The organism is Alistipes sp. AF14-19, assembly GCF_003461645.1.
In the GTDB taxonomy this organism is placed as follows: Bacteria; Bacteroidota; Bacteroidia; order Bacteroidales; family Rikenellaceae; genus Alistipes; species Alistipes shahii.
The window spans coordinates 72,548-97,777 of sequence record NZ_QTXM01000004.1 but is presented as its reverse complement, the minus strand read 5'-3'; the positions used below and the strand labels follow the sequence as shown (position 1 = coordinate 97,777).

The following is a 25,230-nucleotide window of genomic DNA, read 5'->3' as shown; positions in this document are numbered from 1 at the left end:
TTTTATCCAACCTCTGATTATACTGTTATGAGGCAAACCCGTGATCGGCAATATTCTGGGCGCACGACGCATCCGGAACTTTTCGGTCAAAGCCCGATCAGGACGTGTTCGAGCCAGATCACCGCGATGCCCGCCAGATAGCCGGACAGGGCCAGCAGCGAGATGCGTTTGAGGTACCAGCCGAAATTGATCTTTTCGAGTCCCATCGCCACGACGCCGGCCGCCGAGCCGATGATCAGCAGACTGCCGCCCACGCCGGCGCAGTAGGTCAGCAGGTGCCAGAACAGCCCGTCCGCCACGAAACTCTGTGCGAAAGCCGGGTCGGCGCTCGCCGCAGCCGTTGCGACGTCGGCCACCGGGTACATGCCCATGCAGGCCGCCACCAGCGGCACGTTGTCCACCACCGACGAGAGGATGCCGATGGCGCCCGCGATGGTGAACACTTCGTGGACATTCTTGTCCAGCCAGTCGGCCATGTCGGTCAGCACGCCGCCGGTCTGCAACGCGCCCACGGCCATCAGGATGCCGAGGAAAAAGAGAATCGTCGGCATGTCGATGTGCTTGAGGACTTTGGATACGCGCGGCTGGATCGACTCCTCCATGTTGCGGATGCTGCGTTTGCGGTCGTAGATGATTTCGGTCAGAATCCACATGAATCCCAGCGACACCATCATGCCCATGTAGGGCGGCAGTCCGGTGAGGCTTTTGAACACCGGCACGAACAGCAGACTTACGACGCCCACAATAAGGATGAATAGACGCAGGCGCGGACCGATGCATTCGGGGCATCCCGATGCGAGGGCCTTGGCGCTGACCGCGGCGGCGGGGCGGTCGGCGACGTAGCGGCTGGCGATGGCCGCAGGGATCACGACCGACACGAGGCACGGCAGGAAGAGGTTGGCGATCAGGTTGGCGGCCGTGACGTTGCCGCGCATCCACAGCATGATGGTCGTCACGTCGCCGATGGGCGACCAGGCGCCGCCGCTGTTCGCGGCGATGACGATCACGCTGGCGAAAATCCACCGTTCCTTCTTGTTGGCGATCAACCGCCGCAGCAGCATGACCATGATGATCGTGGTGGTCATGTTGTCCAGTGCGGCCGACATGAAGAAGGTGATGATCGCCAGCAGCCACATTAGTTTGCGCTTGTTGCGCGTGGTGATGTGGTCGGTGATGACGTTGAAGCCGCCGTAGCTGTCGATCAGGTCCACGATGGTCATGGCCCCGATCAGGAAGACCAGGATTTCGCACGTGTCGCCCAGCTGGTCCACCAGCTCGTGCTGGATGTGCGGGTCGTTGCCCAGGAGGCTGAACACGGTCCAGATCGCTCCGGCCATCAGCAGGGCGACGGCCGATTTGTCGATCCTGGTTTTGTGCTCCAGCGCGATGAACAGATAGCCCACCACGAAGAGCAGAATCATTGTCGGAATCATATCGTTTGCGTTTATTTACAGGGTAACTGAAGCAAAGATACGAAAAATCCGGCAGAGGTCCGGTTTTGTCTCTGCCAATTTTGCATCCGGGGGTTGGTTTTTGCGATTTTTTGTTTATCTTTGCAGTCGCTTTCGAGCGAATGTTTGAGCTGTGGTGTAATGGTAACACAGCAGATTTTGGTTCTGTCGTTCTGGGTTCGAATCCCGGCAGCTCAACACGAAAAGGCGGTCATGCGACCGCCTTTTTCGTGCATACGTTCGTTTAGCGGATCTTGTGGTGTGAGATGAGCGCGGCGATCCACAGCAGGATGACCGAGCCGATGACGGCCGTCGCCAGACTGCCCAGCGTGCCGACGGGAACCCATCCGAAGAGCGAAAAGAGCCAGCCGCCCAGTATGCCGCCGATGAGCCCGACGATCAGGTTGACGAAGAGTCCCGAACCTCCTCCCTTGACGATCAGGTTGGCGATCCATCCGGCGGCCAGTCCGATCAGCAGATACCATAGAAAATACATAGTCTTGCATTTTGGAACGCTTTTCGGAGTGCAAAATCCGTACCCGGCCGGGCCGGGGCGTTTTATAACGCCTTTTTCAGCGCTTTTGCCAGCTGATCGGGACACGACGTGCCGCGGCCCCGGCAGTCGATGCCTTCGAGCCGGGCGACGGCTTCCGCTGCCGTCATCCCGCGCACGAGCGCCGCGATTCCCTGCTGGTTGCCGTGGCAGCCGCCCGTGAAGGAGACGCTTCGGACGACGCCGTTTTCGAGTTCGACGTCGATTTGCCGGGAGCAGGTTCCCTGGCAGACGTGTGTTATTTTCTGTGTCATGGAGTTACGATTTTCCGGTTTGCGGGGGCGAAGATACGAAATTCGGAGCCTTTCACAAAATGTTGAAAACTTCCTGCTCCGGAATTTTGAAAGTCGGGGAATAATGGAGACTTTTGTGACCCGCAAAGGTATCCTTCGTCCCGCCGGGGCGGAGGATAAGAGGGAATCGGGTGCGAATCCCGGACAGTTCCCGCTGCTGTATGCACTTCAATGCCGCAGGCGAATCGTCGAGCCACTGTCCCGCTGGGGACGGGAAGGCCGCCTGCGGGTCGGTGCGAGTCAGAAGACCTGCCTTTGCGCATGCAATGTCGGCCCTGCGGGGAAACGGGGCCTGTTGTGAAACGTATATACTCATATTACAATGGATTACACGCAGATTTCCATCATCAAACGTGATGGTAAAACCGAGCCTTTTTCTCTGGATAAAATCGTCCGCGCCATCACGAAGGCCTTTCGCGCGGGCGGCATAACGGACGAGGGGCAGGCCGTCGAGCAGATCGCATCCGACGTGGCGGCGGCAATTACGAAGGCCGAGATTTCGGTCGAGGAGATTCAGGACATGGTCGAGGAGCGGCTGATGAAACGCAACCCCTCGATCGCCAAACGTTATATCATCTACCGCGAGTGGCGCAACGTCGAACGCGACCGCCGCTCGTCGATCAAGAGCGTCATGGACGGCATCGTGACCGTCGAGAAGAACGACATCAACCTTTCGAACGCCAACATGTCGTCGCACACGCCCGCGGGGCAGATGATGACCTTCGCCTCGGAGATCACCAAGGACTACGCCCTGAAATATCTGGTGGGCGTGCGCCACGGCCGCGCCCACCGCGACGGGGACATCCACATTCACGACCTGGACTACTATCCCACCAAGACCACGACGTGCATTCAGTACGATCTGGGTGACATCTACGAACGGGGATTCTCGACGAAGAACGGCTCGGTGCGCACGCCGCAGTCGATCCAGAGCTACGCCACGCTGGCCACGATCGTCTTCCAGACCAACCAGAACGAGCAGCACGGCGGGCAGTCGATCCCGGCGTTCGACCATTTCATGGCTCCGGGCGTGCTGAAAACCTTCCGCCGTCACCTGACCGACATGACGCTGTTCCTGTGCGGCGTGCGGGGCGGCGTGACGCTGGAGCGCGCCGAGCTGAAGGCCCTGGTCGCCGAACACGTGCCGACGATCGAACCCTGCGAGACGGCGGTGGGGCGTCTGTTCGCCGCCCTGCGCCAGTCGGGCGTGGAGGTCGCCGACGAGGACATCCGACGCATCTGGCGGCAGGCATACGACACGACGCGCCGCGAGACCCATCAGGCGATGGAGGGATTCATCCACAACCTCAATACGATGCACTCGCGCGGCGGCAACCAGGTGGTGTTCAGCTCGGTGAACTACGGCACGGACTTTTCGCCCGAGGGCCGCATGGTCATCCGCGAACTGCTTTCCGCCACGATCGAGGGGCTGGGGCACGGCGAAGTGCCGGTCTTCCCGATCCAGATTTTCAAGGTCAAGGAGGGCGTTTCGTGGTCCGAAGAGGACTATGCCGCAGCGGTGAAGGACTTCGACAAGGCACTGGCTGGGGAGATCAAGTTCAAAACTCCGAACTTCGACCTGCTGATCGAGGCGTGCCGCACCACGTCGGTGGCGCTGTTCCCCAACTTCATGTTTCTCGACGCACCGTTCAACCGCCACGAGAAGTGGCGCATCGACGACCCCGACCGCTTCCGCTACGAGGTGGCGACGATGGGGTGCCGTACGCGCGTCTTCGAGAATCTGCACGGCGAAAAGTCGTCGTGGGGGCGCGGCAACCTCTCCTTCACGTCGATGAACCTGCCGCGGCTGGCCATCGAGGCGATGCGCGAGGCCGGGGACATGATTCCCGACGGCAACAAACACGCGATCCGCAAGGAGGCGCGCGAAATTTTCCTCGAATCGGTGCGCAAGACCGCCACGATGATGGCCGAGCAGCTCTACGAACGTTACTGCTTCCAGCGCACGGCCCTCGCGCGGCAGTTCCCGTTTATGATGTCGAACGATGTCTGGAAGGGCGGCGGCCGGTTGCAGCCCAACGACGAGGTGGGCGACGTGCTCAAGCACGGCACGCTGGGCATCGGCTTCATCGGCGGACACAACGCGATGGTGGCGATTTACGGCGAAGGCCATGCGACCTCGAAGGAGGCGTGGCAGACGCTCTACGACGCCGTGACGGTGATGAACCGCGTGGTCGAGGAGTACAAGGCCAAATACGGGCTGAACTATTCGGTGCTGGCGACCCCGGCCGAGGGATTGAGCGGACGCTTCACGCGCATGGACCGCAAGCGTTATGGGGAGATTCCGGGCGTCACCGACCGCGACTACTACGTCAACTCGTTCCACGTCGACGTGCGCGAGCCGGTTTCCATCGTCGAGAAAATCCGCCTCGAAGCGCCGTTCCACGCCATCACGCGCGGCGGGCATATCACCTACGTCGAACTCGACGGCGAGGCCCGGAAGAATCCCGTGGCGATCCTCAAGATCGTCAAGGTGATGCAGGACGAGGGGATCGGCTACGGCTCGATCAACCATCCGATCGACACCTGCCGCAAGTGCGGCCACCGCGGGGTGATCTACTCGAAATGTCCCGTCTGCGGTTCGGACGACATCCTGCGCATGCGCCGCATCACGGGTTACCTGACAGGCAGCCTCGAATCGTGGAACTCGGCCAAGCAGGCCGAGGAGCGCGATCGGGTAAAGCACCGGTAATTTCGATTCTCACCGGCATCTTTTGCACTTCCCTTGCGGGGCGAAACAGTTACATACGTTCGTATGCTCCTGCTTCGCCCCACTTCACGAAGCCCGAAAACCGCTCTGCGATAATCGAAATTGGCGGCCCCCTGTCCGCCCGCCTAAAATCAAAATTCACCCGGCGGAAGAATCCCTTTTTGCCGCCGTCTCCGGTCGCGTGCGGCAAGTCCCCGCCTAAAGTTTAGAGGTGGGTCAGATTTGTAAACACGGCGTTCCGCCGTGAATCGCGACCGACGGAGTTGTATTCATGTTATGAAAACGCAATGGAATTATTAAGAATCATCGGCATCTATCCCGAAACCATCTCCGACGGTTACGGGCTGCGCTATGCGATCTATTTCGCGGGGTGCGCGCACCGTTGTCCCGGCTGCCACAACCCCGAGAGCCACGATCCCCGGCGGGGCGAGCCGCTGACCGTGGAGCGTGCCGAAACTATCTGCGCCGCAATCGCCGCGAATCCGATTCTCGACGGGGTGACGCTCAGCGGCGGCGATCCGCTGTTGCAGCCCGAAGCCATGGCAGCCTTTCTGCGGCTGGTGAAGGAGCGCACGGGGCAGAACGTCTGGTGCTATACGGGCTATACGCTCGAAGAGTGTCTCGCCGACCCGGCCCGCCGGGAGTGCCTTCGGTGGATCGACACGCTGGTCGACGGACGCTACGTCGAGGCGCTGCGCGATCTGTCGCTCGATTTCCGGGGGAGTTCCAACCAGCGGATCATCGACGTCGGGGCCTTGCACCTGTTCGGATAGGTGTGTGAAAAAAGAGCTGCAAATCCTTGCAGCTCTTTTTTATGCGCGGGTTATCTCTACTGACGCTGGAGGTCCGAATTGTCGGCTACGACCATGTTTTTGTCGATGCGCAGCGTCACATTGCCGTCGACCTCGATCAGCAGGGTGGTCTCCTTGATCTCCTTCACGACGCCGTAGATGCCGCCGGCGGTGATGACTTTGTCGCCTTTTTTCAGACCGTTGCGGAACTCCTGCATCTGTTTGCGGCGCTTGGCCTCGGGACGCCACATGAACAACCAGAGAACCAGCACCATGAGGCCGATCATAATAATGAAACTGTACTGCTGCATGAATCCCGGTTGAGGCTCTATGGGGACCGTCTGAAGAAAATTAATCATAATTGTATTCGTTTTAAGTGTTTATTCCATTGAACGAAGCAAAGGTACAAATTATTGCCGAATAAACAAGGATTTATTTTATGTCCGCTTCCACGAACAGCCGCAGGGGCCGCTGCCCTCCCGCCAGCGTGATGTCCAGCGCCTTGAGTTGCCAGCCCCGTTCGCCGCGCGAATCGAAGGTGAGCGTCACCTGCCGTGCGTCGCCCGGTGCAATCGGTTGTGCGTCAAATTCGAGCGTCGTGCATCCGCAGCTGCGCCGGTAGGAGGCGACGGCCACGGGACGGCTCGCGTCGTTGGCCAGCCAGAGGCGCAGCACGGCGATTTCGCCGGACCCGAGGCGTCCGAAACGCACGGTGTCCGTGCCTCCCGTGGTGAGAATCGAATCCGTTAGCGAGATAATCCGGCCCTTGCGTTCGACCGCACGGGGAGATGTGCCGCAGCCAACGGCGAGTGCCGCCAGGGCGAGGATCGCGAGCATGCGGGTCATGGCCGGCAGGGGTCAGATCAGGCCGCGCCCGGCCTTTTTGATGCGTCCTTCCGCGGTCAGCGACTCGACGATCTTGTCCAGCACGCCGTTGATGAAGGTGCTGCTGCCCGGGGTGGAGTAGTATTTCGAAATTTCGATCCACTCGTCGAGCGTCACCTTGACGGGAACCGACGGGAACGAAGTCAGCTCAGCCATCGCCGTGCCGATGATCAGGTTGTCCATGAAGACGATGCGCTCCACGTCCCAGTTGGCCGTGAACTTCTCGATGTAGTCCTGGAAGGCGGAGTAGTTGACCAGCGACTTTTCGAACAGCGTCTTGACGAATTCGGGGTCCTCGCTGCTTTTGAACTTCGCGGGAACCTTCAGTTCGGTGTGCGAGACGCGCAGGTTCGAAAGCGTGCGCAGGACCATGATCACGATGTAGGGAAGGTCGTCGGTCCAGAGGATCGACATCTCCTCCAGCACGTCGTCCAGCGCCTCGCAGCTCTGCAACTCCTTGAAGAAGTCCTCGAGCAGCTTTTTGTCGTCGTCGAACGAGCGCTCCTCGCGCTGCATGTAGTCCTTGTAGTAGTCGCTCTCGGTCAACTGCGCGTAGAGCGTGCGGATCAGTTCGGGATAGCGTTCCCATCCCAGTTTGCGGGCCGCCACGTGATCGTTCACCGCGTCGCTGTTGGCGATGGTGCGGATCACGGCGTTGTCCACGAACTTGGTGTTGGGGTTGAGGTCTTCGAATGTCGGCAGTTTCTTCTGTTTGGCCAGCTCCTGACGCTGTTCGGCGTAACGCGCGATCTCCACGGGGAGGATCAGTATCTGGAAATAGAGGTCATAGGCCTTGTCGACGGACGCCATCAGCGTTTTTTCCGACGCCATCATGTTATCCGCGCCCGATTTGAGATGGGCGAACAGCGCCTTGACGACCTTTATACGGAGTAATCTTCTGCTCAACATTTTTTTAGAACGATTTTTAACGGCCGCAAAAATACAACTAAAAATCAAGAATAAAAAATTAAGCCGGGAGAATTCTTTCTCCGGGCGATTTCCGCGCGGCCGTCGCGGCGGATTCCGGCGTATCCGAAAAAACGGGAGGCGCGATGGCCTCCCGATGCTGCAACTACTTTTCCCGGATCGACTTTTTCTTGCCTACATGACTTTGATAGACACAATAAACGATTCCGGCCACGAGCAGGACAAGGATGCAATAGCCGGTGCTTCGGGCGCTGGCTTTGAGCATGCTTTCGAGAGACATTTCCGGATAGAGAAGCGCGAAGACACAAAGAAAATAGATGAAGCAGGCGCCCATGTTTCGCAAGGTGAGGAACCGGGAAATACTCAAATCGTCGTCTTTCGTCTCTTTTGCATCGGGAACCGGACACGTATCGGGACGTTTATCCGGACCCTTTCTGATTCGGTTCCAAAAATAGACGGCCGAAAAGATCACGATGCTTACGATCGTATAAATGACGATGCACCGCACGAGGCGTCCCGGAGAGCAATCTTTTCCGGGTGTGGGCAGAAACGCTATAATCATCAGAACGACGTAGAAATTAGCCAATCCTTTGAGAAACACTTTCAGCTCGGTTTTGTTCATGGCAGATTCATTTTAAATTCCCTCTTCGGCCTCGCCTCCGAAATAATAGCAATGGCGTTTTATATTGGTCCTAATTTAGGACATTGGATTTTGAAATAAAAGAGGCGAACGGATAAATAGAAAAAAATATACTGAATTGCGAAAGAAATATACTCTGCCGACCGCCTGCGGGGCTCTTTGCATCCTGATTTTTAATTTTTAATTCTTAATTTTTAATTTGCTTTTGCCTATCTTTGCACCCGTATGGAACAATTGGAAGAAAAACAGCCTTTCGACGTGATCGTCATCGGGGCGGGCGCTGCGGGCATGATGGCCGCGGGTACGGCGGCGCGCAGCGGCAGGCGCGTGCTGCTGATCGAAAAGATGGAGAAGTCGGGCCGCAAGGTCCGCATCACCGGCAAGGGACGATGCAACGTCACCAACGCGCGTCCGGCCGAGGAATTCGCCGATCAGGTGCGCACCAACGCCGAATTTTTCAAGGTCGCGTTCTCGGAGTTCAACAACCGGGCGGCGATCAAGTTTTTCGAACGCGCAGGCGTGAAACTCGACATCGAACGCGGCGACCGGGTCTTTCCGCAGAGCGGCAAGGCGTGGGACATCGCCAACGCCCTGCTGGAGTTCTGCGTCGAAAACGGCGTCAAGATCATCTACAATACGCGTGTTACGGAGATTCTGACCCTCGGGGACCGGGTCTTCGGTGTGAAATACATCAACCGGCGCGGTTTCGAACGCAAGGAGGAGTGCGCGCAGGTGATCCTCGCCACGGGCGGCGTCTCCTATCCCGCGACCGGATCGACGGGCGACGGCTATGCCTTCGCCGCCGACCTGGGCCATACGATCGAGCCGCTGCGTCCGTCGCTGACGCCGCTCTTGTCGTCGCACGCCCAGATGAGATACCTCGACAAGGTGCTGCTGCGCAACGTGCGCGCGACGCTCTATGTCGATAACGAACCCGTGCGCGAGGAGTTCGGCGAGATCGGATTTTCCGACCGCGGCATCGAGGGCGCCGTGGCGCTGCGCATGAGCCGCGACGCGGTGGACGCCCTGATCGAAGAGAAGCGCGTGAAGCTGGTCCTCGACCTGAAACCCGCGCTCACGGAGGAGGTGCTGCACGAACGCATCGCCCGTGAAATCGCCGAGCTGCAACCCAACGAGTTCTTCGGCGAACTGCTGCGCAAGCTGGTTCCCAAGCCGCTGGTGATGCCGCTGGCGCAGGAGGTGGACATCCGTGCGAACTGTTACGTCGGCAAAATCACCGAGGAACAGATCACGCGTCTGGTGCGTACGCTCAAGGGACTGACTTTCCCGATCACGGACTATGCGCCGTTCGAATACGCCGTGGTGACGGCCGGCGGCGTGCGCTGTGACGAAGTGAATCCCTATACGATGGAGTCGCTGAAAGTCAAAGGGTTGTATTTTGCCGGCGAGGTGCTCGACATCGACGCCAATACGGGCGGTTACAACCTCCAGATCGCCTTTTCGACGGGCCGCCTGGCCGGGTCGCTGAAAAAATAGACGTTATGAAGATCGTCGGCCATCCCATTTCTTTCCGGTTGCCCGGGCGGGTTTCCGAACTGCGCAACCGGCTCTCACGCGCCCGTTATTTCCGCGGTCACGGAGTCCATTCGCCGTTCGTCTACGACATTGTGCGCAGCGTCTTCATGCGCGACGACCTGCTGCCGGGCCGCCGGGACCTGTACGAAGCCCTGCTCACGGCGGGCGTTTCCCGCCGTCGGGCGGTGCAGTTGCAGAATCTGATGATTCATTGCGGCTATACGACCTTTGGTCTGAATCGTGCGGATGCTGAATTCTGCGTCGCCACGTGCGGCCTGCCGCGCCCTGCGACGCTCGCGCTGGTGCGTGCGGCGGCCGAAGCGGGGCATACCGTGGCGCTGATGTCGCCCTACGACGGCTGCGAACGGCAAGCGCTGTGCGGGCAGATTATCGCGGGACACGCTTCGACGACGGTGGATAACCGCGGTTACCTGCTGATTTTCAACAACCATTTGCCGAAACAACATTTCAGGATATGAAGGTATACACGAAAACGGGCGACAAGGGAATGACCTCGCTGATCGGCGGCGAGCGGGTCTTCAAGACCGACGAACGGGTCGAGGCTTACGGTACGGTCGACGAACTGGCTGCTTTCACGGCTCTGCTGGCCGACAACATGCGCGGCGACGCTGCGTTGGCGTCGTCGGTCGGCGACCTGAACCGCATTCTTTCGCGGCTGATGTCGGTCGAGGCGCTGCTGGCCACGGGGCAGTCGGGGAGCGACAAGGTCGCTCCGCTGGACCCGGAGACCGTTGCATGGCTCGAAGGGCGCATCGACGCCATGCAGGAGGTTCTGAAACCGATTGATAAATTCACGATTCCGGGCGGAAACGCTGTGGTGTCGATGTGCCACGTGTGCCGCACCGTCTGCCGGCGCGCCGAACGCGCCGCGCTCCGTGCCGACGCCAGATACGGCGTCGACTCCACGGCGCTGGTCTGGCTGAACCGGCTTTCGGACTATTTCTACCTGCTGGGGCGCACCCTCACGGCCCATTATGCCGTCGACGAGGTCCTGTGGATTCCCTGACCTGGCCGGGTATGTAAAATGCGAAGCGGCACATTCCGGGAATCGTGCCGCTTCGCATTGATTTATTTTGAGGCCGCCGGCCTCAAAATCGCTTTTTAGTATTCTTCCTCGTTAAAGAAGAAATCGTCCTTGGAGGGGTAGTCGGGCCAGATGTCTTCGATAGATTCGTAGATTTCACCCTCGTCTTCTATCTCCTGCAGGTTTTCGAGCACTTCGAGCGGCGCACCCGAACGTACTGCATAGTCGATGAGTTCATCTTTCGTTGCGGGCCAGGGGGCATCTTCGAGTTTCGATGCCAGTTCAAGCGTCCAATACATAGTCACAATATTTTTAAGTTCCCAATTGTCAACGGATTATTTGTCCTCAAGGGGTGTTAACCCGTTATGGCTGATTTGCAAAAGTATAAAAAAAACGAGAAAAACAAAGAAAAATCGGCAAAACATCGTGCGTGTGTTATTATGTGGTTGGTAACCAATGTTTTGAGCGGTGAAAAAAACTCGGCTGCAAATTGCGGCGAAAGGGTTTTGCCTCCTCCGGCGGGCGGCGTTCCGTGGAATATGCCGCCGTCGTTTTTTTGCGGAGTTCGTTTTTTATCGTATTTTTGTTATGATTCGAAATAATACGACTTATTTTAAAAACGAAAACCCCGACTCCATGATCCGCATCAGCCGCTTTTTCCTGCCGTTTCTCTGTTGTCTGACGGCGCCTGCCCTCGCCGGTACGCAAACCCGCTGGGAGGTGGTTCCCGACAGCACGGCCATCGTGTGGAATGTCCGCGAGGGCGATTCGCACCGGGACCATATCGAAATGAGCGGATTGCGGATTTCCGCCGTCCTGCGCTACGGTGTCGGCGCCGACGGCAGTTTCCGGTTCGAACGCAGTATCGTGTGGCCGATGCTGCGCACCATCCCGAACAATACGCACGGTTCGCTGATGCGGCGTTTCGTGTGGGACGTTCCCCGGATGCTTTCGGTCAATGAGAATTGCCTTCAGCAGGAGAAGGTCCGCCGGATCGTGCTCGACGGCACGATGACCGTCGAGAGCGACTGGACGGCGGTCAAAGGCTCGCTTTCGCTGACGCGTGTCCTTTTCCCGTCGGTCGACGAGGCTGCCTTCTGCGAAAAATACATCCTGAAGAATACGGGCGAGAAGCCGCTTTACGTCGAGATTCCCCGGGCGCGTTCGGTGATCCGGACAGCTCCGGCAAAGGGCGTGGAGGGCAGTTACGAACTGGTGGCCGAGATCTGCGGCGACACGGCGCTGATGCTCGCTCCGCGGGCCGAGGTCGCTTTCGGGGCCTTTTTCAGCGGCCGCCGGTCCGGGGACGAAGCCTTGGCGCTGAACGCCGACGCGGAGTGCGCCAAACGCCGTGCGCTGGTGGCCGAATGGCAGCGCAATCTGGTGCTGGACACCCCCGACCCCGTGATCGACGCCATGTTCGCCTTTGCGAAAATCCGCGCTGCGGAGAGCATCTACGACACCAAGGGCGGTCTGATGCACGGTCCCGGCGGCGAGCGTTTCTATGCCGCGATCTGGGCCAACGACCAGGCCGAGTACATCAACCCGTTCTTCCCTTTCCTGGGCTACGACCGGGGCAACCGCTCGGCGCTCTGCTCGTTCGGCTATTTCGCTCGCTACATGAATCCCGACTACCGGCCGATTCCCAGTTCGATCATAGCCGAAGGAACCGACATCTGGAACGGCGCGGGCGACCGCGGCGATGCAGCCATGATCGCCTACGGTGCGGCGCGTTATGCGCTGGCGCGCGGCGATGCCGCCGAAGCGGCCGAAGTGTGGCCGTTGGTGGAGTGGTGTCTGGAGTACTGCCGCCGCCGGCTGACCGGCGACGGTGTGGTGGCCTCCGATTCGGACGAACTGGAAGGTCGCTTCCCGGCCGGGGACGCCAATCTGTGCACCTCGTCGCTTTATTACGACGCGCTGCTCTCGGCCGCAATGCTGGGCCGCGAACTGCATAAGCCCGCCCGGCAGCTGGCCGCCTACGAACGTCAGGCCGCCGCGCTGCGGAAAAACATCGACCGCCATTTCGGGGGCATGGTCGAGGGCTTCGACACCTATCGTTATTATACGGGCAACGACCGTCTGCGTGCGTGGATCTGCATTCCGCTGACCGTCGGCATCGACGAACGGAAGGAGGCGACCGTCGAGGCGCTCTTTTCGCCGAAACTGTGGACCGAAAACGGTCTGCTGACCCGGTCGGGCGACAAGACCTTCTGGGACCGGTCGACGCTCTACGCCCTGCGCGGAGTCTACGCCTCGGGCGAGACCGAGAAGGCCACCGGCTATTTGTCCTATTATTCCGGGGTGCGCCTGCTGGGCGACCATGTTCCCTACGCCATCGAGGCGTGGCCCGAAGGTTCCCAGCGTCATCTTTCGGCCGAGAGCGGCCTTTACTGCCGCATCCTGACCGAAGGGGTGTTCGGAATCCGTCCGACGGGGTTCCGGTCGTTTACCCTGACGCCGCGCCTGCCCGCGGCGTGGGACCGCATGAACCTGCGCAACGTGCGCGCCTTCGGCTCGGCGTTCGACATCGAGGTGCGCCGTGCGGCGAAGGGGATGGAGGTCGCCGTGACGCAGGACGGGCGGGAGGTCGTCCGCAAGAGGCTCCGCGCGGGGCAGAGCCTCGGGGTGACGCTGGAATAGAAAAAGAGAGGGAGGTTTCCGAAAACCTCCCTCGTTTATTTCACCGCGATGTAGAACAGGTCGAAACAACCGTCTCCCACCGGTTCGATGCGGTAGTCGTCCATGCGGATCGAGGTCGTCAGCCCGGTGTTTTCCCGGAGGAGTTTGCGGCGGTTCATGCGGTTGAGGATGTCGTAGGGGATTTGCAGCATCCAGCGCGGCAGGCGGTGCTGGAGGTCGAGAATGTCGAAGCGCGTGATGCGTTCGACGCCGCGGCGGTTTTCCGCATAGTAGTCCATCACCTTTTCGTTGCCGAAGACCCCGAGGGTTTCGATCTCCGAAAACCGTGCGGCGAGCAGCCTGCGGAGTTGTTCGGCCGTGTATTCGCGCACGTGCCACGGGTTGCGGGTGAGCGACATCGGGGCGTTGGGGGTCGTCACGATGAACCGTCCCCCGGGGCGCAGCACCCGGTGTATTTCGCGCACGAACTCCGCATCGCGTTTGATATGCTCGATCACCTGGAACGAGATCACGCAGTCGAAACTTCGGTCGGGGAAGTCCAGCGGCGGGACCACTGCCTGCCGGAACTCGACGTTGGGGCGGTCGAGCAGTTCCGGCGCCGGGGCGTGCTTGTCGACGGTGACGAACCGCCGCGCCCGGGGCGCCGCTACCTCGATGCCGTAGCCGGCTCCGGTTCCGATTTCGAGCACGTCGCCCGCGATGCGCGCCGAGGCGGCGTGGTAGGCCAGCAGCGAGCGCTGGAAAACGAAATTGTCCGAGGCTTCCGCCGAAACGCGCTCCGCGGTGTTAATCTTCGCCATGTTTCCGGATTTTGATGCCTTTTTCGCCGGCTTCGACCGCGCCGCGCTTGAGGAGCATGCCCAGCGAGCGTTTGAAAACCTTTTTGCTCGTTCCCGTGAGGCGCGTCACCTCCTCGGGGGCGCTGTCGTCGTTCAGGGGCAGGAATCCGCCGTTGTCGCGGACCAGCTGGAGCAGCACCTCCGCCGAGTCCTTCACCTGTGCGAATCCCGTCTGCTGGAGGCTCACGTCGATGCGGTTGTCCTCGGTGATACGCCTAACGTAACCTTTCAGCCGGTCGCCGACGGCCACGGGACGGAAGATCTGGTTGCGGTAGATCATGCCCCAGTGGCGGTTGTTGACGATCACGCGGAAGCCGATTTCGCTCTCCGAGGCCACCAGCAGCGAGACCTCCTCGCGGGGTTTCACCGTGATCAGGTCGTTGTTTATGAAACTCTTGAGTTTGGTCGTGGCCACGCAGCGGCCCGTGATGTTGTCTTCGTAGAGGTAGACGATGTAGCTGTGTCCGGCCAGGATGCCGCCCTGCTGGTTGCGGTTGGGGAGGAACAGGTCCTTGCCGTGCAGTCCCCAGTCGAGGAAAGCCCCGTGGGCCGTCTTGTCCACCACGCGCAGATAGCCCGCTTCGCCTTCGCGCAGCAGCGGCGTTTCGGTCGTCGCCACGAGGCGGTCCTCCGAGTCGTGGTAGAGGAAGACCTCTTTCCGGTCGCCGACCTTGTCCGTCAGCGAAGTGTAGCGGTTGGGGAGCAGCACTTCGTTCTGCTCCTCGTCGGCGAGGTATAGGCCGTATTCCGATACGCGGCTTACGGTGAGGGTTTGTATGCGTCCTGCTTTCAACATGGTTTTTCCGGTATATACGCTGCAAAAGTACGTTTATTTTCGTCCGAATCCAAACTTCGCGGGCCGTACTGCCGGAAGATGCGGCGGATTTGCCGGCTTGCGGAGCGAAAGTTTTGCGGATTGGCCGAAAAACCGTATCTTTACGAAACGTAAAAATCTCCCGAAATGATGAAACTACGCCGATTTCTGTTCCTGCTCTGGGCGGGATTGCTGGTAGCGGCCGCCGCGTGCGCCCAGCCTGTCAGCACGCTTTACGACAAGACCGAATACCGTATCGCCATGCGCGACAGCGTGCGCCTGCACACCTCGGTCTTCACGCCCAAGGCCCCCGGCAAGGCCCCGATAATCATTTTCCGGACGCCTTACGGTACGGGACCTTACGGCGAGGGACAGTTTCCCGGCAGTTTCGAAAAAGGCTACATGCGCAGCTACGTCGACCGCGGCTACATCATCGTCCGGCAGGACGTCCGGGGCCGCTACATGAGCGAGGGCGAGTTCATGCACGTGCGTCCCGCGGGCTTCGGCAGCGTGGACGAGACGACGGACAGCTACGATACGGTGGACTGGCTGGTGAAGAACATTCCCGGCAACAACGGCCGTGTGGGTTTCGCGGGATGCTCCTACCCGGGATTCTACGCCCTGATGGGCGGTTTGAGCGGGCATCCGGCCGTGAAGGCCGTTTCGCCGCAGGCCCCCGTTACGGACTGGTACATGGGCGACGACGTGCACCACAACGGCGTGCTGATGCTGAGCGACGCCGTGCGGTTCCTCAATTCGATGAACACGCCCGCTGGACACGAGCCGACCGACAAGATGCCGCGGCGCGGGCTGACGATCTCGCCCGACGAACGCACGTTCTTCCTCACGGAGCGCCCCACGCGGGCTGACCTGACGAAACTGCTGGCACCCAATGCGTTCTGGGAGGAGATGGCCGAACATCCCGACTACGACGAGTGGTGGCGCGCGCGCGACACGCGCCGGGCCTGCTACAACATCCGTCCCGCGATGCTGGTCGTGGGCGGCACGTTCGACGCCGAGGATTGCTACGGGGCCTGGAACCTTTACAAAGCCGTCCTGCGCCAGAGCGCCCGGACTCCGCTCCATCTGGTCGTCGGGCCGTGGGCCCACGGGGCATGGCGCGGCGACGGGCGTACGCTGGGCGACTTCGATTTCGGAGAGGAGGCCTCCGGAGCCTACTATATGGAACATTTCGAGGCGCCCTTTTTCGACTGCTACCTCTGGGCGCGCGACACGGTCGACCGGCTGCCGCCCGTGGCGGCTTTCTCGTCGGGCGACAACCGCTGGCATACGTTCGGGCGGTGGACGCCTTCCGAGGCCCGCAAACTGACTCTTTACCTCGCCGACGGCGGCCGCATCACGACCGAAAAACCGACGGTGAAAAACTCCTCGACGAGCTATACGTCCGATCCTGCCGACCCCGTGCCGTATATCGCAACCTCCGGCACGCGGCGTCCCAAGGAGTATATGATCGCCGACCAGCGGTTTCTGGAGGGCCGCAAGGACGTGCTGACGTTCGTGACCGAACCGCTTGCGGAAGACGTGACCCTTGCCGGTCCGGTCGAGGCTTCGCTGAAAGTGGCCCTTTCGACCTCGGATGCCGATTTCGTCGTGAAACTGATCGACGTTTACCCCGACGAGGGTGAAAAGGCCGGCATGCAGATGCTCGTCCGCGGCGACGTGGTGCGCGGCCGTTACCGCGACGGCTTCGCGCGTCCGAAAGCCTTCGTGCCGGGCAACCCCGAGACCGTGCCTTTCCGCACGACCGACATCGCCCACACGTTCCGCGCCGGACACCGGATCATGGTGCAGGTGCAGAGTTCGTGGTTCCCGCTCACGGAGCGCAATCCCCAGCAGTATGTCGACCTGTGGCGCTGTGCGGCGTCGGATTTCGTGCCCTGCCGGGTGACGCTTTTCCACCAGCGCGACTGCGCGTCGTCGCTGACCGTCTATAAGCTCTGATTTTCGTGGAACTCCGCATCGCCCTCTGCCAGTGCGACATCGCCTGGGAACAGCCCGCGCGGAACCTCGCGCGGCTCGAACCGATGGTCGCTGCCGCCGAAGCGGATGTCGTGCTGCTGCCCGAACTGTTCGCCACGGGCTTCACGCTCGATCCCGCCGGAGTGGCCGACGGGGCCGGCGGGGCGGTCGTCACGGCCCTGCGCCGCTGGGCCGCCCGATACGGCAAGGCGGTCGCAGGCAGCGTCGCCGTTGCCGAAAACGGACGTTTCTACAACCGGATGTATTTCGTGAAACCCTCGGGCGAATTTATCGGCTATGATAAACGCCATCTGTTCGCACCCGGCGGCGAAGCGCGCCAGTACACGCCCGGCGACAGCCGTGCGGTGGTCGAATACGGAGGCGTGCGGTTCTTGCTGCTCGTCTGTTACGATTTGCGTTTTCCGGTCTGGAGCCGTTGCCGGGGCGATTACGACGCCATTCTGTGCTGCGCCTCGTGGCCTGCGCCGCGGCGCGAAGTGTGGCGGACGCTGCTGCGCGCCCGGGCCATCGAAAACCAGTGCTATGCGGCCGGGGTGAATCGGGTGGGGGATGACCCTGCGGCCCGTTACGCCGGGGATTCGGCGTTGGTCGACTTCAAGGGCCGCACGATGGTCGAAGCCGGCGGCGGGGAACGAATTCTGACGGGCGTGTTCGACACGGGGGCGCTGGCGGCGTTCCGCGAAAAATTCCCCGCGTGGCGGGATGCCGACGAATTCGTTTTAAAATAGACGTGTCATGCGCGCGGGGGACGCCAATGCCTGTTATTTTTCCCTTCAGACGATTATTTCCGCTGATTTATTTTGAATTCAGCGGAATTTGAATACCTTTGTTTTCAGCTATGAAACGATCTGACAGCGATAGAACGGGTTTTCGTTCGGGAAATGAAACGGGAGGTAAATTTCTTCCCCATTGGCTCTCGGCTGTCGATCGACTTACCCCCCCCCTCGCGCTGTTCCGGTTGAATTTCTGAATCCGGCTTTCCGCGATTATATAATGACTCTGACAAGGGGTTGTTGTGTTTTGTCGTGTCGTATCTCGAAATCACTCTCATCCAATAAAAAATGCGTATGAAATCCAAAATCTTTACATCGTTCCTGTTGGCGGCAGTGCTGCTGTCGGGATGCAAGAAGGACGATCCGGCTCCGGATAAGGCGACTTTGTCGGTCAGTCCCCAAACTGCGATTGCCTTTACGGCTGCGGCGACGGAGACCTTCACCGTAAAGGTCGTCACCAATCAACCGGCGTGGAAAGCCGAGTCTTCGCAAAGCTGGTGCAAGGTCGCTGCGGGGGAGGGTCAGTTTACGGTTTCCGCCGATCCCAATACGTCGGAAACAGCTCCGACGCCGGCGGTGATTACGGTGACGGCCGGGAGTGAAAAGGCGACGATTGATGTCACGCAGTCCGCCGCCGGGAAGGAGCAATATCCCGATACCGAGGCCAAACTGAAGCAGGCTATCGCCAAAGTGTGGACTTTTGCGGAGAGTTCGAACTATGTTTCGCTCGAGTTCACGACCGACGGCCTTTATACGTTTTTATCCAAAACGCCCTTTACCCGGGCTGCGGAGAATAATATCTACCTGCTGTCGGGCGCCTATTCCGTTGCTGCCGATCTGCACGAACTCACGTTGAGCGATTTCGGCAAAATCACCATCAGCGACGTGGGGAACGGCAAAGCCTCCATGACGATCGCCCCGACCGGCGGAACTCCCTCCGCGGCGGAACTCGACGAGCAGCGTTTCGTAACTCCCCCGGCGTCGGCGGATAAGAAGATCAAACGGGTCGAGTCGAAAGAACCTACGGAGGGAAACGGCGCTATCGAATACAGTTACGATGCGAATCGGCGGATGTCGAAGATTAAGGTAACACAGGGCGGCCTGACGCTGGAAATTCCGATCAATTACGAGGATGGCAAAGTCTGGTATCAGTTCGAAGGCGGCGAGGTCCTCGGAGAGCCGGGCGTGTTTAAGGTTACCTATACGCTCAATGCGGCGGGGCTGGCCCGCTCTTCGGTTATTCAGCACAAAGGCGTCGTGCTCTATAAGATATACTATACTTATAACAACCAGAGGCAGCTGGTCTCCTATCGGATGACGGACAATGCCGGGAAACTCGACGGGTTTTGCAATGCCACGTGGGTGAACGGGAATGTGGTGAGCACTTATTCCGAGAGCGTGCACACCTGTGACGGCAGTTATGATGAGTATGACGGGCATAAATATTACCATCACGACCATAACGGCGACGGCATTTTCAACCAGGAAGATATTATCACCCGCGAGACGGACCATAGCACGTACAGCTATTCGGCCCGGGAGAACAAGGGTGGCTACATGTATCCGATCGTTACGCCCGATATATTCGGCTCTTCCGATGTTTTCGATCAGTTGGGCCAGTGGATCGGCGTGCTCGGCGTCTCCTGCAAGCACCTGATGTCGGAACATGCGGATGCCGACGGTGCGTTGACCTACCAATTCGACGCCGAAGGGTATCCTACGCGCATCGACGTGTCGTTCCCGGAGGATCCTTCCGATAACTGGTATATCCTCCAGACCTACGAGTAGGGGCGTTAATACCGGTGATTCGTGTAAAGTCCGTCCGAAATGCCGCAAGGCATTCGGGCGGACTTCGTTTTTTCAGCGTCGGAACCCTGACCGCGACAACTGCGGAGAAGACAATGTATTGAAAAAAAACGTATCTTTGCACGTTGCTGATTTGCGATCCAATAAACCGGACGTTCCGCACGTTTACATACCTGAAATGGAAGATACGATCAAAATACTGGGCGCCCGGGTTCACAACCTCAAGAACGTGGACCTCGAAATTCCGCGCCGCAAACTGGTAGTCGTCACCGGCCTCTCGGGGTCGGGCAAATCGTCGCTGGCCTTCGACACGATCTACGCCGAGGGGCAGCGGCGCTACATGGAGACGCTGTCGACCTACGCGCGGCAGTTCGTGGGGACGATGGAGCGTCCCGACGTGGACAAGATCACGGGGTTAAGCCCCGTGGTGGCCATCGAACAGAAGACGACCAACAAGAATCCCCGCTCGACGGTGGGCACCGTGACCGAGATCAACGACTTCCTGCGCCTGCTTTACGCGCGGGCGTCGCGGGCCTATTCGCCCGTGACGGGCGAGGAGATGGTCCACTATACCGACGACCAGATCGCCGAGCTGATTCTCACGGGCTTCGCCGGGCGTAAGATCGCCCTGATGGCCCCCATCGTCAAGGGCCGCAAGGGCCACTACCGCGAACTGTTCGAGTCGCTGGCCAAGAAGGGGTACATCTATGCGCGCATCGACGGCGAGATCCGCGAAATATCGTCGGGCATGCGCCTCGACCGCTACAAGATACACACCATCGACCTGGTGGTCGACCGCCTCGTGGTCAGCGAGGAGTCCCGCGAAAGGCTGATGACCTCGCTGAAGGAGTCGATGCGCCAGGGCAAGGGCACGATGGCCGTCCACGACTACGGGACCGGGCAGCAGCGTTTCTACTCGCGCCACCTGATGTGCCCCTCGACGGGCGTGGCCTTCGAGGACCCCGCGCCGCACACCTTTTCGTTCAACTCGCCCAAGGGCGCCTGCCCCCATTGCAACGGACTGGGCGAGGAGGCGGTTTTCGACGTGGGGAAGATCATTCCCGATGCCCGCCTCTCGCTGCGCGAAGGGGCCGTCGGACCGCTGGGCAAGTACCGCAACAACATGCTTTTCGCCATTCTGGAGATGCTGGGCCGCCGTTACGATTTCACGCTCGACGATCCTGTCGAAAGTTTCTCCGAGGAGGCGCTGAACGCCGTGCTCTACGGCGATTCCGAGCCGCTGACGGTCGACTTGCAGGAGTTCTCGTCTTCGGGCGGACGCCAGTTCCTCTCGTGGGAGGGCGTGGCCGAGTACATCGGCCGCACCGAGGACGACGATTCGAAGCACGGCCAGAAGTGGCGCGACCAGTTCCTCGTCTACCGCAAATGTTCGGTCTGCGGCGGTTCGCGCCTGCGGAAGGAGTCGTTGCAGTTCCGCGTCGCCGGGAAGAACATCGCCGAGGTGTCGGCCATGTCGATTTCCGAGTTCTCGGAGTGGGTTCCCACCATCGAAAAACAGCTCTCGGAGAAGGAGTGGAAGATTGCCCAGGAGATCGTCAAGGAGATCCGCGAACGCCTGCGGTTCCTGATGGACGTGGGGCTGGGCTACCTCTCGCTGGCGCGTTCGTCGCGTTCGCTGTCGGGCGGCGAGAGCCAGCGCATCCGCCTCGCCACGCAGATCGGCTCGAAACTCGTCAACGTGCTCTATATCCTCGACGAGCCGTCGATCGGCCTGCACCAGCGCGATAACCAGCGGCTGATCCGCAGCCTCGAAGAGCTGCGCGACGCGGGCAACTCGGTGATCGTCGTCGAGCACGACGAGGACATGATGCGCGCCGCCGACTTCATCGTCGACGTGGGACCCCGCGCCGGGCGCAAGGGCGGCAACATCGTGGCCGCCGGGACGTTCGACGACATCCTCCGGTCCGACACCATCACCGCCGATTACCTGACGGGACGCCGGCGGATCGAAATTCCCGAAACGTTGCGCAAGGGAACGGGCGGGCGCATCGTGATCCGCGGCGCGCGGGGCAACAACCTCAAGAACGTCACGGCGGAATTTCCGCTGGGCAAGTTCATCTGCGTGACGGGCGTCAGCGGTTCGGGCAAGTCGACGCTCGTCAACGAAACCCTGCGGCCGATTCTCGCCAGAGAGCTTTACCGCTCCTTCGACCAGCCGCTGGAGTACGACGGGGCGGAGGGCCTCGAACATATCGACAAACTGGTCGTTGTCGACCAGTCGCCCATCGGGCGCACTCCGCGGTCGAATCCCGCGACCTATTCGAACGTCTTTTCCGACATCCGCAAGCTGTTCGAGATGACGCCCGACGCCCAGATCCGCGGCTTCAAGGCCGGGCGTTTCTCGTTCAACGTCAAGGGCGGCCGCTGCGAGGAGTGCCGCGGGGCGGGCGTGCAGACCATCGAGATGAACTTCCTGCCCGACGTCTACGTGCGCTGCAAGGCGTGCGGCGGCCACCGCTACAACCGCGAGACGCTCGAAGTGAAGTACAAGGGCAAAAATATCGACGACGTGCTGAACATGACGGTCAACATGGCCGTGGAGTTTTTCGAGAACATCCCCAATATCTACCAGAAGCTCCGGGCCATTCAGGAGGTGGGCCTCGGCTACCTGACGCTCGGGCAGCCCTGCACGACGCTGTCGGGCGGCGAGAGCCAGCGCATCAAGCTCTCGTCCGAGCTTTCGAAGCGCGACACGGGCCGCACGCTCTACATCCTGGATGAGCCTACGACGGGGCTTCATTTCGAGGACATCCGTCTGCTGCTGGAGGTGCTGAACAAGCTCGTCGACCGCGGCAATACGGTCATCGTCATCGAACACAACCTCGACGTCATCAAGGTCGCCGACCATATTATAGATATAGGTCCCGAGGGCGGGGCGGCCGGCGGGGAGATCATCGTCGCGGGCACGCCGCACGAGGTGGCGCAGTGCGAGGGCAGCTACACGGGTCAGTTCCTCAAAAAACTGGGGTTGTAGCGTCTCCGTCTGTCCGGCGGGGCGCTCTGCCGTGAGGCTCTGAAACTCGTCCCGAGGGAGGGCGGCGTATGCAAACGCCGACGCCCGTGACGGCAACGGTGTCCGGAAGCGGAAAGTGGCCCATGATCCCGCTTTCGGCACAAAACTTGCTTTCATAGCCGTAACAAACCTTATGTGCTATGAAAAAAACAGTCATTATCGTTGTGGGCCTGCTGCTCTGTGCGGCGGCCGTTACCGTGATCGGACAGAAAAAAGTGCTGTCGCCCAAGGAAGAACGCCGCGAGGTGCGCGAGAAACGCCGTGCGGAACGTATTGCCAACTACGAGAAGTTCATGGACTCGCTCGTGCTGTCGCGCAACTTCCAGTTCAACCCGACGACCTTCCAGCGTCAGCCCGCAGGTCCGATGCGCCAGATTATGAACCCCGCGTTCAACGTCGGCATGTGGGACGGAACGGCGGACATCACGCTTCCCTACATCAAGGGTTACGTGCCGCCTTACTATGTGACGATCATCAATTACACCGTTTCCGATTTGCAGGGCTATATCACCGAGCAGACGCACGAAGGCTGGATGGTGACCTTCTCGACCTCGCTGTTCTCGGCGTCGACCTACACGTTCACCTTCGAAATCTTCTCCCGCACGGGCGGTGCTACGCTGACGATCACCAATCCGTGGTATAACCCCGTGCAGTATACGGGTTCGATTTCGCAGCTCTATTGACGTAAATCCATTTTGCCGGACCCATCCCGGGCAGCCGTATCCGCTGCGCTGTCCGTTTGCCGCTCCGGCGATCCCCGAACCCCCGCCTCAGGCGGGGGCTTTTTTCCCGTTCAATCCGATGTCCGACTTATGAAACACTCCGTTTTTTCCACCTGCGGCGCACTCTCTTTCATTGCCTGCGCCGCCGTCGCGCAGACCCCGCAGTATACGCTCGAAACTTCCGCCGCGGACAGCGTGCCGCAGACGACGATCGTTCCCGTGCAGCAGGCCCCGGTGCAGGTCGTGGAGCATACGACCGTCTACGAGGAGCCTGCGGCGGGGATGGACCGCGCCCAGCGCAGGGCTTATAAGGCCCGGGTCTACGCCGCGAAGATCGACTCGCTGGTGCAGTCGCGCGACTATATGTTCTTCCCCAACTCGATGCAGCAGCTACCCGGCGGAATGATCCGTTCGATCTATGCCGACTACTTCTTTTTCGGGGTGTTCGTCGACCATGTCGAGGTGCACCTGCCTACCGAACGGGGCATCACCCAGTATGTCGAGATGCTGAATTTCGATTCGATGTCGGTCCGCGACTACCGGGCGGCCCGCGTGCAGTGGGGCTGGTCGGTCTCCTTCAATATTTCGGACGGCAACACGCTCTACCACGCCGATTTCGCCGTCTCGACCGCCACGGGCGAAACGGTGCTGACGCTCCTGACGCCCGACGTCACGATGCGCTACGTCGGCTGGCTGTGGAACAAGCGGGTGAACGACCCGCGGTATCGCAGGATGGATTAGAAAATGAAGGATAAAACGGCGCCGAATCAATTATAGGCTCCGTTTTATCTGAAATTACTCGGTACTCATGGCCAGCCTCAAACCTACATAATCCGAATTGTAAGATTGTGCAGGCCTGTGTGATACGCGTGCGGAATTGGACCAAATAGCCCAACATCCGCCCCGTATAACGCGCATAGACCCGCTTTGCGGACCTTGTGGATTTGTTTGAGGTTCCTCGGGATAATCGCCCAGCCAGTCACTGCAATATTCGTAAAGATTACCGCCCATGTCATACAATCCCAGTTCATTGGGTAATAACTGTTTTACATAATGCGGGCTGTTTCCATTGTTACGTAACTCCCAATAATCCCACTTGTTTTCATTGAGTATATAGGTTCCGGCATTGTTGTAACACCAGGCCGCCAGGATCGAAATGTCGAAGCCCGGATAAATGTGTCCCTGGGATCGGTTGCCTCCCCGTGCTGCATATTCCCATTCGGCATCGGTCGGTAACCGGAATTTTAATCCCGTTGCTTGGTTGAGACGTTCGATAAAAGGTTGAATGTCGTTCCACTCCACGCCTTGAGGCTTATGGTATTCAGAATAGTCGCACTCTGTTTCCATAACTGCGCTCCAAAGTTCCTTTGTGACCTCTGTTTCTCCGATATAAAAGGTATTGAGCGTCACTTTATGTACAGGATATTCGGTGCGATCCGGTTTCCAGCCGCTCGCCTCCTGTTCACGGGTTGCTCCCATCTGGAATGTTCCTCCATCTACTTTTACCATGGTAAAAGAACAGTTCTTAAATGTAATTTCTTTTACCGGAACATTCTGTTCGTTTTTCGAATGTCCTTCGTCATCATCTTTGCTGCATGCGACCAGACAGATCGCCAAGAACGGCAGCAGAATACGGTTTTGTTTCATTTTGATAGATTGGTTAAGGGTTAAGAGTCAATAAAAAACGCGGACAAATTCCTTTATCCACGTCGGAGGTATTGGACGACCTACAAGTAAGATGAAAGAAAT

General features: G+C 59.6%; 24 protein-coding genes, 1 tRNA gene and 1 riboswitch. Of the genes, 14 read left to right on the top strand and 11 right to left on the bottom strand.

The window, feature by feature from the left end; all coding sequences use genetic code 11:
* Positions 1-86: 86 nt before the first annotated feature.
* Positions 87-1,433: a sodium:proton antiporter NhaD gene (gene nhaD / locus DWW03_RS05555; RefSeq protein WP_015547783.1), complete on the bottom strand. Its 1,347-nt coding sequence runs from the start codon at positions 1,431-1,433 to the stop codon at positions 87-89.
* Between the two features lie 145 nt (positions 1,434-1,578).
* On the opposite strand from nhaD, the gene DWW03_RS05550 reads away from it, so the two are divergent.
* Positions 1,579-1,649: transfer RNA gene (locus tag DWW03_RS05550), tRNA-Gln, on the top strand.
* A gap of 46 nt (positions 1,650-1,695) precedes the next feature.
* Here the strand turns inward: DWW03_RS05550 and DWW03_RS05545 are convergent.
* Together DWW03_RS05545 and DWW03_RS05540 are read right to left on the bottom strand one after the other, a co-directional pair.
* Positions 1,696-1,947 carry a GlsB/YeaQ/YmgE family stress response membrane protein gene (locus tag DWW03_RS05545; protein WP_118406459.1) on the bottom strand — a complete coding sequence of 84 codons (252 nt, stop codon included), beginning with the start codon at positions 1,945-1,947 and terminating at the stop codon, positions 1,696-1,698.
* Positions 1,948-2,009: 62 nt separating this feature from the next.
* Positions 2,010-2,258: a TIGR03905 family TSCPD domain-containing protein gene (locus DWW03_RS05540; protein ID WP_015547781.1), complete on the bottom strand. Its 249-nt coding sequence runs from the start codon at positions 2,256-2,258 to the stop codon at positions 2,010-2,012.
* Positions 2,259-2,367: 109 nt separating this feature from the next.
* Positions 2,368-2,569: riboswitch (cobalamin riboswitch) on the top strand.
* A gap of 50 nt (positions 2,570-2,619) precedes the next feature.
* Here DWW03_RS05540 and DWW03_RS05535 point away from each other — a divergent pair.
* Positions 2,620-5,007, top strand: coding sequence for an anaerobic ribonucleoside triphosphate reductase (locus DWW03_RS05535; RefSeq protein ID WP_015547780.1), 2,388 nt, complete (start codon positions 2,620-2,622; stop codon positions 5,005-5,007).
* A gap of 305 nt (positions 5,008-5,312) precedes the next feature.
* A complete protein-coding gene (gene nrdG, locus DWW03_RS05530) occupies positions 5,313-5,798 on the top strand; it encodes an anaerobic ribonucleoside-triphosphate reductase activating protein (RefSeq protein ID WP_015547779.1) in 486 nt (161 codons plus the stop codon).
* Between the two features lie 56 nt (positions 5,799-5,854).
* Here the strand turns inward: nrdG and yajC are convergent, their stop codons facing one another.
* The 4 genes from yajC to DWW03_RS16760 form a co-directional block, all read right to left on the bottom strand.
* Positions 5,855-6,175: a preprotein translocase subunit YajC gene (gene yajC, locus DWW03_RS05525; RefSeq protein ID WP_022062549.1), complete on the bottom strand. Its 321-nt coding sequence runs from the start codon at positions 6,173-6,175 to the stop codon at positions 5,855-5,857.
* 73 nt (positions 6,176-6,248) lie between these two features.
* A complete protein-coding gene (locus DWW03_RS05520; protein WP_015547777.1) occupies positions 6,249-6,662 on the bottom strand; it encodes a DUF1573 domain-containing protein in 414 nt (137 codons plus the stop codon).
* 12 nt (positions 6,663-6,674) lie between these two features.
* Positions 6,675-7,610, bottom strand: coding sequence for a transcription antitermination protein NusB (locus tag DWW03_RS05515; protein WP_015547776.1), 936 nt, complete (start codon positions 7,608-7,610; stop codon positions 6,675-6,677).
* A 163-nt stretch (positions 7,611-7,773) separates the two neighbouring features.
* Positions 7,774-8,250, bottom strand: a complete 477-nt coding sequence (locus DWW03_RS16760; protein WP_022062551.1) for a hypothetical protein — start codon at positions 8,248-8,250, stop codon at positions 7,774-7,776.
* 243 nt (positions 8,251-8,493) lie between these two features.
* Here DWW03_RS16760 and DWW03_RS05505 point away from each other — a divergent pair, with 243 nt between their 5' ends.
* Genes DWW03_RS05505 through DWW03_RS05495 form a run of 3 tightly spaced genes read left to right on the top strand, consistent with a single transcriptional unit; the run spans position 8,494 to position 10,831 of the window.
* Positions 8,494-9,765 (top strand): NAD(P)/FAD-dependent oxidoreductase, encoded by a 1,272-nt coding sequence (locus tag DWW03_RS05505; protein ID WP_022062552.1) that lies wholly within the window; start codon positions 8,494-8,496, stop codon positions 9,763-9,765.
* A 5-nt stretch (positions 9,766-9,770) separates the two neighbouring features.
* Complete coding sequence (locus tag DWW03_RS05500; protein ID WP_022062553.1) at positions 9,771-10,283, top strand: hypothetical protein; 513 nt, start codon at positions 9,771-9,773, stop codon at positions 10,281-10,283.
* A complete protein-coding gene (locus tag DWW03_RS05495; RefSeq protein WP_015547772.1) occupies positions 10,280-10,831 on the top strand; it encodes a cob(I)yrinic acid a,c-diamide adenosyltransferase in 552 nt (183 codons plus the stop codon). The genes DWW03_RS05500 and DWW03_RS05495 overlap by 4 nt, the downstream gene beginning before the upstream one ends.
* Positions 10,832-10,926: 95 nt before the next feature.
* On the opposite strand, the gene DWW03_RS05490 is transcribed toward DWW03_RS05495, so the two are convergent.
* Complete coding sequence (locus tag DWW03_RS05490; RefSeq protein WP_009597992.1) at positions 10,927-11,148, bottom strand: DUF2795 domain-containing protein; 222 nt, start codon at positions 11,146-11,148, stop codon at positions 10,927-10,929.
* A 66-nt stretch (positions 11,149-11,214) separates the two neighbouring features.
* On the opposite strand from DWW03_RS05490, the gene DWW03_RS16420 reads away from it, so the two are divergent.
* Positions 11,215-11,451, top strand: a complete 237-nt coding sequence (locus tag DWW03_RS16420) for a hypothetical protein (RefSeq protein WP_138266132.1) — start codon at positions 11,215-11,217, stop codon at positions 11,449-11,451.
* A 34-nt stretch (positions 11,452-11,485) separates the two neighbouring features.
* Positions 11,486-13,492 carry a hypothetical protein gene (locus DWW03_RS05485; RefSeq protein ID WP_022062467.1) on the top strand — a complete coding sequence of 669 codons (2,007 nt, stop codon included), beginning with the start codon at positions 11,486-11,488 and terminating at the stop codon, positions 13,490-13,492.
* Positions 13,493-13,527: 35 nt separating this feature from the next.
* Here the strand turns inward: DWW03_RS05485 and DWW03_RS05480 are convergent, their stop codons facing one another.
* Both DWW03_RS05480 and DWW03_RS05475 read right to left on the bottom strand, forming a co-directional pair.
* Entirely contained in the window at positions 13,528-14,292 is a 765-nt protein-coding gene (locus DWW03_RS05480; protein WP_022062466.1) for a class I SAM-dependent methyltransferase, read from the bottom strand.
* Positions 14,279-15,127 (bottom strand): S1 RNA-binding domain-containing protein, encoded by an 849-nt coding sequence (locus DWW03_RS05475; protein WP_022062465.1) that lies wholly within the window; start codon positions 15,125-15,127, stop codon positions 14,279-14,281. Before DWW03_RS05475 ends, DWW03_RS05480 begins: the two co-directional genes overlap by 14 nt.
* Before the next feature lie 168 nt (positions 15,128-15,295).
* Between DWW03_RS05475 and DWW03_RS05470 the strand changes: the two genes are divergently transcribed.
* The 6 genes from DWW03_RS05470 (at position 15,296) to DWW03_RS05445 (ending at position 24,222) form a co-directional block, all read left to right on the top strand.
* On the top strand, positions 15,296-17,107 hold the full coding sequence (locus tag DWW03_RS05470) for a CocE/NonD family hydrolase (RefSeq protein ID WP_118406491.1): 1,812 nt from the start codon (positions 15,296-15,298) through the stop codon (positions 17,105-17,107).
* 5 nt (positions 17,108-17,112) lie between these two features.
* A complete protein-coding gene (locus tag DWW03_RS05465; RefSeq protein WP_022062463.1) occupies positions 17,113-17,874 on the top strand; it encodes a nitrilase-related carbon-nitrogen hydrolase in 762 nt (253 codons plus the stop codon).
* Between the two features lie 339 nt (positions 17,875-18,213).
* Positions 18,214-19,707, top strand: coding sequence for a BACON domain-containing protein (locus DWW03_RS05460; protein ID WP_161988218.1), 1,494 nt, complete (start codon positions 18,214-18,216; stop codon positions 19,705-19,707).
* Between the two features lie 196 nt (positions 19,708-19,903).
* On the top strand, positions 19,904-22,720 hold the full coding sequence (uvrA, locus tag DWW03_RS05455) for an excinuclease ABC subunit UvrA (RefSeq protein WP_118406456.1): 2,817 nt from the start codon (positions 19,904-19,906) through the stop codon (positions 22,718-22,720).
* Positions 22,721-22,899: 179 nt separating this feature from the next.
* Positions 22,900-23,442, top strand: a complete 543-nt coding sequence (locus DWW03_RS05450; protein ID WP_015547766.1) for a DUF4251 domain-containing protein — start codon at positions 22,900-22,902, stop codon at positions 23,440-23,442.
* A gap of 129 nt (positions 23,443-23,571) precedes the next feature.
* Positions 23,572-24,222, top strand: coding sequence for a hypothetical protein (locus DWW03_RS05445; RefSeq protein WP_022062460.1), 651 nt, complete (start codon positions 23,572-23,574; stop codon positions 24,220-24,222).
* Between the two features lie 54 nt (positions 24,223-24,276).
* Here the strand turns inward: DWW03_RS05445 and DWW03_RS05440 are convergent, their stop codons facing one another.
* Positions 24,277-25,128 (bottom strand): formylglycine-generating enzyme family protein, encoded by an 852-nt coding sequence (locus DWW03_RS05440; RefSeq protein ID WP_015547764.1) that lies wholly within the window; start codon positions 25,126-25,128, stop codon positions 24,277-24,279.
* Between the last annotated feature and the right edge of the window lie 102 nt (positions 25,129-25,230).